The sequence below is a fragment of the Mesorhizobium sp. M4A.F.Ca.ET.022.05.2.1 genome (assembly GCF_003998845.1).
Lineage (GTDB): Bacteria > Pseudomonadota > Alphaproteobacteria > Rhizobiales > Rhizobiaceae > Mesorhizobium.
Genome location: NZ_RZOJ01000389.1, coordinates 1 through 5,676, shown reverse-complemented (window position 1 = coordinate 5,676; position 5,676 = coordinate 1). Strand labels below are relative to the sequence as shown.

General features: G+C 64.8%; 9 protein-coding genes. 5 read left to right on the top strand and 4 right to left on the bottom strand.

Annotated features, from left to right (window positions below; translation table 11 throughout):
• On the bottom strand, nucleotides 1-440 hold a 440-nt coding region (locus tag EN745_RS28485; RefSeq protein ID WP_127422788.1), incomplete at its 3' end, for a hypothetical protein.
• 310 nt (nucleotides 441-750) lie between these two features.
• On the opposite strand from EN745_RS28485, the gene EN745_RS28480 reads away from it, so the two are divergent.
• The 4 genes from EN745_RS28480 to EN745_RS28465 all read left to right on the top strand — a co-directional run bounded on the left by EN745_RS28480 (nucleotide 751) and on the right by EN745_RS28465 (nucleotide 2,822).
• A complete protein-coding gene (locus EN745_RS28480; protein ID WP_245455496.1) occupies nucleotides 751-1,257 on the top strand; it encodes a hypothetical protein in 507 nt (168 codons plus the stop codon).
• Nucleotides 1,258-1,379: 122 nt separating this feature from the next.
• On the top strand, nucleotides 1,380-1,649 hold the full coding sequence (locus EN745_RS28475) for a hypothetical protein (protein WP_127407604.1): 270 nt from the start codon (nucleotides 1,380-1,382) through the stop codon (nucleotides 1,647-1,649).
• Nucleotides 1,650-1,757: 108 nt separating this feature from the next.
• Nucleotides 1,758-2,420, top strand: coding sequence for a hypothetical protein (locus EN745_RS28470; RefSeq protein WP_127422787.1), 663 nt, complete (start codon nucleotides 1,758-1,760; stop codon nucleotides 2,418-2,420).
• 96 nt (nucleotides 2,421-2,516) lie between these two features.
• Entirely contained in the window at nucleotides 2,517-2,822 is a 306-nt protein-coding gene (locus tag EN745_RS28465; RefSeq protein WP_126055213.1) for a hypothetical protein, read from the top strand.
• A gap of 218 nt (nucleotides 2,823-3,040) precedes the next feature.
• On the opposite strand, the gene EN745_RS28455 is transcribed toward EN745_RS28465, so the two are convergent.
• Both EN745_RS28455 and EN745_RS28450 read right to left on the bottom strand, forming a co-directional pair.
• On the bottom strand, nucleotides 3,041-3,463 hold the full coding sequence (locus EN745_RS28455; protein ID WP_126055214.1) for a DoxX family protein: 423 nt from the start codon (nucleotides 3,461-3,463) through the stop codon (nucleotides 3,041-3,043).
• A gap of 304 nt (nucleotides 3,464-3,767) precedes the next feature.
• Complete coding sequence (locus tag EN745_RS28450; RefSeq protein ID WP_126055215.1) at nucleotides 3,768-4,523, bottom strand: tryptophan 2,3-dioxygenase family protein; 756 nt, start codon at nucleotides 4,521-4,523, stop codon at nucleotides 3,768-3,770.
• A 155-nt stretch (nucleotides 4,524-4,678) separates the two neighbouring features.
• Between EN745_RS28450 and EN745_RS28445 the strand changes: the two genes are divergently transcribed.
• Nucleotides 4,679-5,155 (top strand): Lrp/AsnC family transcriptional regulator, encoded by a 477-nt coding sequence (locus tag EN745_RS28445; RefSeq protein ID WP_127400059.1) that lies wholly within the window; start codon nucleotides 4,679-4,681, stop codon nucleotides 5,153-5,155.
• Here EN745_RS28445 and EN745_RS28440 read toward each other — a convergent pair.
• Complete coding sequence (locus tag EN745_RS28440) at nucleotides 5,145-5,615, bottom strand: Lrp/AsnC family transcriptional regulator (protein WP_126059122.1); 471 nt, start codon at nucleotides 5,613-5,615, stop codon at nucleotides 5,145-5,147. The two genes, EN745_RS28445 and EN745_RS28440, sit on opposite strands and share 11 nt — an antisense overlap.
• Between the last annotated feature and the right edge of the window lie 61 nt (nucleotides 5,616-5,676).

Here is a 5,676-nt window from a genome sequence, read left to right as displayed (position 1 = left end):
GGCTCGCTGCTGCCGGGCACGGCGGCGGGAACGACCGCCGACTTCGACGGCCTGGACCGCGCGACGGCGGGCTTCCGGCGCTTGCCGGTTTTGGCGCGCCTTGGCTTGGTCGGCTTGCGCGCCGGCTTGGGCGCCGCGCTCTCGGCCGATGCCGCCGTGCCGGCCGGCGCGGCTTCGATCTGGACGGCGGCTGGCTCGGCCTTGCCCGGCCTCGCCGTGCTGGCAATGCCGATCATCCGGCCGCCCTCAGCGCCGTTTGGAAAGCCGAAGCCGCCGACCGCATCGACCGGCCCGCCGCGCACCATGCCGATCAGCACGCCGGGCGCGACCTCCTCGACACGGCCGGAGCGCAGCGGCTTGGCGGTGCCTTCGAAGACGCCGATGGCGCTTACGACGTCGTGTCCGTCGTCAGCGGTGATGATGGTGGCATAGCGGGGCATGGGCGGGCTCACGGGTGATCTGGGATGGGCTCGAGAAGCGGCCTACCGGGAACGCGGCGTTGCTTCGCGCCCCTCTCTGGCCTGCCGGCGTCGAGAAGTGATCGAGGAGGCGCTGCGCTCGAAGGCATCCAGAAAAACAAGACCCGCCCTCGGCGGGCGGGTCGTCGGCGCAAATCAGCACCATGGACAAAACAGTAGCATAGCTGCCGTCACCCGGCAAGGAAAATTTTCCTAGAAGGCTTGCTCGCCGCATCCCACTGGGAACTATGGCCTGTCGGGATCGTTGGCGTACATCGAAGAGGAGAAAACCATGGCCGAGAACGAGAGCAGCCAGGGCAACAGCTCAGCCCAGCCGAGCAACGGCAATGCAAAAAGCCAGAGCAACCCGGCGCGCAGTCGTGCCGCGGCACGCAGCAGCACGACACGCAGCAGCTCTTCAAGCGCTTCCGAAGCGGCGCTGAAGAAGCAGATCGCGGAGCTGCGGCGCGAGGTCAGCAGGCTCAACCGCGCGTTGGCCGAACAGGCGGAGGACGTCGTCGAGACGGGGCATGGCTGGTACGACAGTGCCGCCGACCGAGCCTCCGGCTGGTACGATAGTGCAGCCGAGGGGGCATCTCGCGCCGCACAGCAGCTTCGCAGCCAGGCACAGACTGTGCGCGGCCAGGCGCAGAGCGTGTCGGAAACGGTCCGGCAGAACCCCGGCACGATCTCGACGGCACTGACGCTGGGCGGGCTTATCGGCGTGCTGATCGGCCTGGCAATCGCCAGGAGCGTCGAGCCGCAGCCCGACTGGTTCCACCGCCACTGGAAAAGCTGACAGCTTCTGCCGGCAGAAGGACGCATGACAGGAAGCCCGGGCGGCCGCCCGGGCTTTTCGCACGGGCTGGTCATTAACCAGACCTTATGGAATCATTCCGTTGGGGAATCGCGGAGAGCGGCATGGACAAACCTGCCATGGCATCCGTCTTTCGGATGCGGCATTTGCCAGCAACCATTTCAGGCGTTCGCAGCCTTGGCAGGGGTCAGGCGGATCCGATCTTCCACTCCAGGCCACTCGGCGAAGCGATCCGCTTCATTGTCCAGACCGATGGCCAATACGATCTCAGCGCCGTCGCCATCTTCTACGGCGACCGCTCGACGCCACCGCTAGGCGGCCGCGAGGTCAAGGCGCTCTGGCAGGAGTACGGCCAACGCTGGATGGAGCTGTAGGCGCGATAAATCTTTGCGTCCATGCACAGGCAAATGACAGAACCGCCGGAGCTCCAGCGCCTGATCGACGACTGCTACGATGTGTTTGCGCCCTGCCCGCCGCCGCGTGTGCTGCGCGCCTCGCCGCTGCGCGATCCGGCGGCGATCCTGAAGACGCTCACCTCGGCGCCGTTGCGCGAGCTGACCGGCGAGCAGATCGGGCCCTATGCCGGCTGGGCGATCACCACGGTTGGCGACGTTGCCGACTATAAGCACTTCCTGCCGCGGATACTCGAGTTGGCTGTCTTCGACCAGCGATGGCACGGCCTCGATCCGCCGATCATCGCCAGCAAGTTGAGCCGTGGCGGGTGGCGGACGTGGCCGCTGGACGAACGGACGGCGGTGCAGGCGCTTTTTGCTGGTGCCTGGCGTCATGGTTTTGAGCAGCATCCCGACGATGGCGACCCGACGGGTTGGCTGTGTGGCATCGCAATCGCCGACAGCGACCTCGACGTGGCGCTGGAAGCATGGCTTTCCTCGCCCTCGCCCAATGCCGCGCTGCACTTGGCGGAGTTCTTCGGGACTGACGCCGAGCGGCTCATCAAGGAAAAGGCCAATCGGGGTTTCTGGGACGATGCTGGCGACGCCGCGATCGAAAAGATGCGCCGCTGGCTGCTCAGCGAGCCGGTTCTGGACCGGCTGTTGTCGGCGGGCGTCAGGCCCGAAGAGCAATGGCGTATCGACTCGGCACTGCTTATCCTCGACGCTGTCACGCAGGAACGGCACGGCTAGCGACTCCGGACCGATCAGGCGACGGCAGCAAGCATCATGCCGGATCGGAAACGCCGTTCGTGCGTTTTTGAGGCGAGGTCAATGGGAGGAACCGCCATGAACGTCGCCAATCTGCAGCTCGAGGGCCTGTTGATGGCCGTCGCGTCGATCAACCAGGTGCTGGTGCGCAAGGGTGTGCTGACGGTCGAGGAGATCGACATTGCGCTGCGCCGGGCCGAGGCCTGCGAGACGGGTGAGGATCGCTCCGAAGGCATGTCGGCATCGAGCCGCGATGCCGTCAACTTCCCGATCCGGCTGCTGGAACTCGCCAACCGGTGCCAGCCGGAGGCGGACATGCCGTCCTTCTCGAAGCTCGCCCGCATGGTCGGCCAGATGAAGGAACCCTATAACGACCAGATGTGATAAGTCCGAGTGATGACCGATCGATTGACCGAAACCTGCGAGGAATGCGGCAGCGCCTATTTCGGCGGCGTCAGCGCAATGGTCAATCTGTGCCCTGACTGCGCCCACCACTTATACGGTTACCCAAATTGCGACCACCGATTCGAAAGCGGGCAGTGTGTTGTCTGCGGCTGGGACGGCAGCCGGTCGCAATTCGTCGCCCGGCTGATTTCGTAGGTTCACGCCCTGCCCGGCCAGCCCTGGCGCAGCGAAAGCACGCTGCCCGGGCCGTGCACGGCGGCGAAGAGCAGGCCGGCGGCGAACGGGAAATGCGACATGAAGGCGCCGAACTCGGCCTGGTTGCCGGCCCAGTGCGAAGGGCCGTGGAAGGCAAAGCCGAGGAAGGTGACATAGACCGCGCCGATCAGCGCCGCCGGGGTCAGCAAGGCGCCGGTCAGGAAGGCAATCACCAGCAGCGTTTCGAGGATCGCCGCGCACCATGCCAGGAACAGCGGGAACGGGAAGCCGGCGGCGGCGATGTAGCCGGCGGTGGCGCCGATATCCATGAGTTTGAAGGCCACCCCCATCGCGAACATGGCGGCGAAGATCAGCCGGGCGATGAGGATGACTGCGGTCTGCCAGGTCGATTGGGTGCTTTCCATGATGTCTCTCCGGGTGTTGCTGCGTTCGGCCCTAGGACGGGCGAGGCGCGGGAGTTCCGACATGGGGGTGCAAATAGTTTTGGCTGGCGGGGTGGCAAGCCTGGCTCCCCCTTCTCCCCTTGTGGGAGAAGGTGGATCGGCGCGCAGCGCCGAGACGGATGAGGGGTGCTGGAAGAAGCTCGGCGCGGAAAATCAAATGATTTTAAATGTTTATATCTGAAAGGTAGCATTCCGGCCAACACCCCTCATCCGTCCGAGCTTCGCTCGGACACCTTCTCCCACAAGGGAGAAGGGGGAGCCAAGCTCACCCCGCCTTCGCGTGCGGGCAATGGCTGATCGACTCCCTGACGGTGCCATATTCAGCGCCCCAGCGGTCGGTCATGTCGCAGCGTATGTCCCATAGCTCGGGGAAGAAACGGTGGCGGGCGCCGCCTTCCAGCATCTCCACCGGGCGACCCTTCAGCGATCTGGAGCCGAGCCCGATCGAGCGGTGGATAAGATAGAGGTGGTTGGCGCGGAACTTCTGGAACAGCTCGTCGAACTCGATCAGCGCCTCGGCGACGACGTAGGCGTCGCCATGGTCGTAGCGCGCGTCATAGACATCCGCGACGGTCAGCCCGCGGCCATCGAGGTATGAGGCCTTGAAGGCCCGCCAGAGGTCCGGCGGCATGCGCAAGAGCAGCTTGAAGCCTGGCGATTCCTGGCCACTGCCATTGCCGAGCTGCAGGCGGATCTGCTGATACTCCTTGGGCGACATGGTTTCGAGCACGTCGAGCTGTGCCGTCATCAGCCGCATCAGCCGGTGCACCCGGCCCATCAGCGTGACGATCCGGTGGGTATCCTCTCTCACCAGGTAATCGAGGACGTCGGCCAGCGTGTAGGCGATGAGCTTCATCCACAGCTCCTCGACCTGGTGCACGATCTGGAACTGCAGTTCGTCGGCATTGACCATATCGGCCAGCGGCTTCTGGCATTGGAGAAGCTTGTCGCATTGCAGATAGACACCGTAGTCGCGCATCTCGGGCGCCTCGATGCGGGCGTGGTATTCGGACTTCAGCATGTTCTTCTCCCTTGCCCGGGCCGCGATGCGGGCCATTCGTTGGATACTGAGACCAGGATAGGGCTTTTCGCTTGAACATTGTTCCTTTTTGTTATCCAAATGGCGCGATTTGAAGGACGACTGTCCTATTTAGAGCGAAATCTGGAGAACGATTGATGCTGGATGCCCTCGACCGCAAGATCGTCGCCGCACTCGAGCGCGACGCGCGCATCTCCTTTGGCGAACTGGCCGAGGAGGTCGGCCTCAGCAAGACGCCTTGCTGGAAGCGGGTAAAGGCGCTGGAGGAAGCGGGCGTCATCCGCGGCTATTCCACCCGCATCGATCCGGCCAGGATCGGCTTCGACATCGAGGCCTTCATCCAGGTGTCGATTGACTTCGAGGTGTCGGACGCCTTCGAGGCGGCGGTGCAGAGACATCCGCTGATCCGGCGCTGCTACGCCACCACCGGCGAGGCCGACTACCTCCTGCAGATCGTGACGGTTGACATGATGGCGCTCGACCGGATGCTGCGCGAGGAGCTGAGCCGCCTACCCGGCGTGCGGCGCACCATAACCTCGATGGCGATGCGTGAGATCAAGGGGGATATTTCCTTCGCCAACGCGGCGGCGCATACGCTGCGCCTCATCGCATAACGAGGTCCCGCCCCAGCCGCTTCGGCGGCTCGGCCCGCAGCACCACATTCGTCGTCACCGCGCCGTAGCGGCCGATGCCGTCGACGATTGCCTCGAGATCGGGCGGCGACGGGACGACGACCTTGACCAGGAAACAGTCCTCGCCGGTCACCCGCAGCACCTCGATCACCTCAGGCATCTGCGCGAATTTCTTCAGGCAGGACTGGATGTGCTCATGCGTGGTGCGCAGGCGGATGACGGCCATGGTGCCGAGCCCAAGCGCCGCGGGCTCGATCACCGCCCGGTAGCCGGCGACGATGCCGCGCTCCTCCAGCCGTTTCACCCGCTCGGAGGTGGCGGGCTGGGACAGGCCGACGCGGCGGCCAAGCTCGGAAATGCCGATGCGGCCGTCCTCCTGCAGGATCTCCACGATCGCCATGTCGGTGGGGTCGAGCCTCGGTCTTGCCTCGCCGTTTGCCATGCTTGCCTTCAATCCATCGGAATTCTTGCCTGCTTTCCGATGATCTCTCATTCCCTCGGCC

Coding starts and splice junctions, on each gene's coding strand:
- EN745_RS28480 (WP_245455496.1), top strand. CDS start 751: ATGGCCGAGAACGAGAGCAGCCAGGGCAACAGCTCAGCCCAGCCGAGC.
- EN745_RS28475 (WP_127407604.1), top strand. CDS start 1,380: ATGGACAAACCTGCCATGGCATCCGTCTTTCGGATGCGGCATTTGCCA.
- EN745_RS28465 (WP_126055213.1), top strand. CDS start 2,517: ATGAACGTCGCCAATCTGCAGCTCGAGGGCCTGTTGATGGCCGTCGCG.
- EN745_RS28455 (WP_126055214.1), bottom strand. CDS start 3,463: ATGGAAAGCACCCAATCGACCTGGCAGACCGCAGTCATCCTCATCGCC.
- EN745_RS28450 (WP_126055215.1), bottom strand. CDS start 4,523: ATGCTGAAGTCCGAATACCACGCCCGCATCGAGGCGCCCGAGATGCGC.
- EN745_RS28445 (WP_127400059.1), top strand. CDS start 4,679: ATGCTGGATGCCCTCGACCGCAAGATCGTCGCCGCACTCGAGCGCGAC.
- EN745_RS28440 (WP_126059122.1), bottom strand. CDS start 5,615: ATGGCAAACGGCGAGGCAAGACCGAGGCTCGACCCCACCGACATGGCG.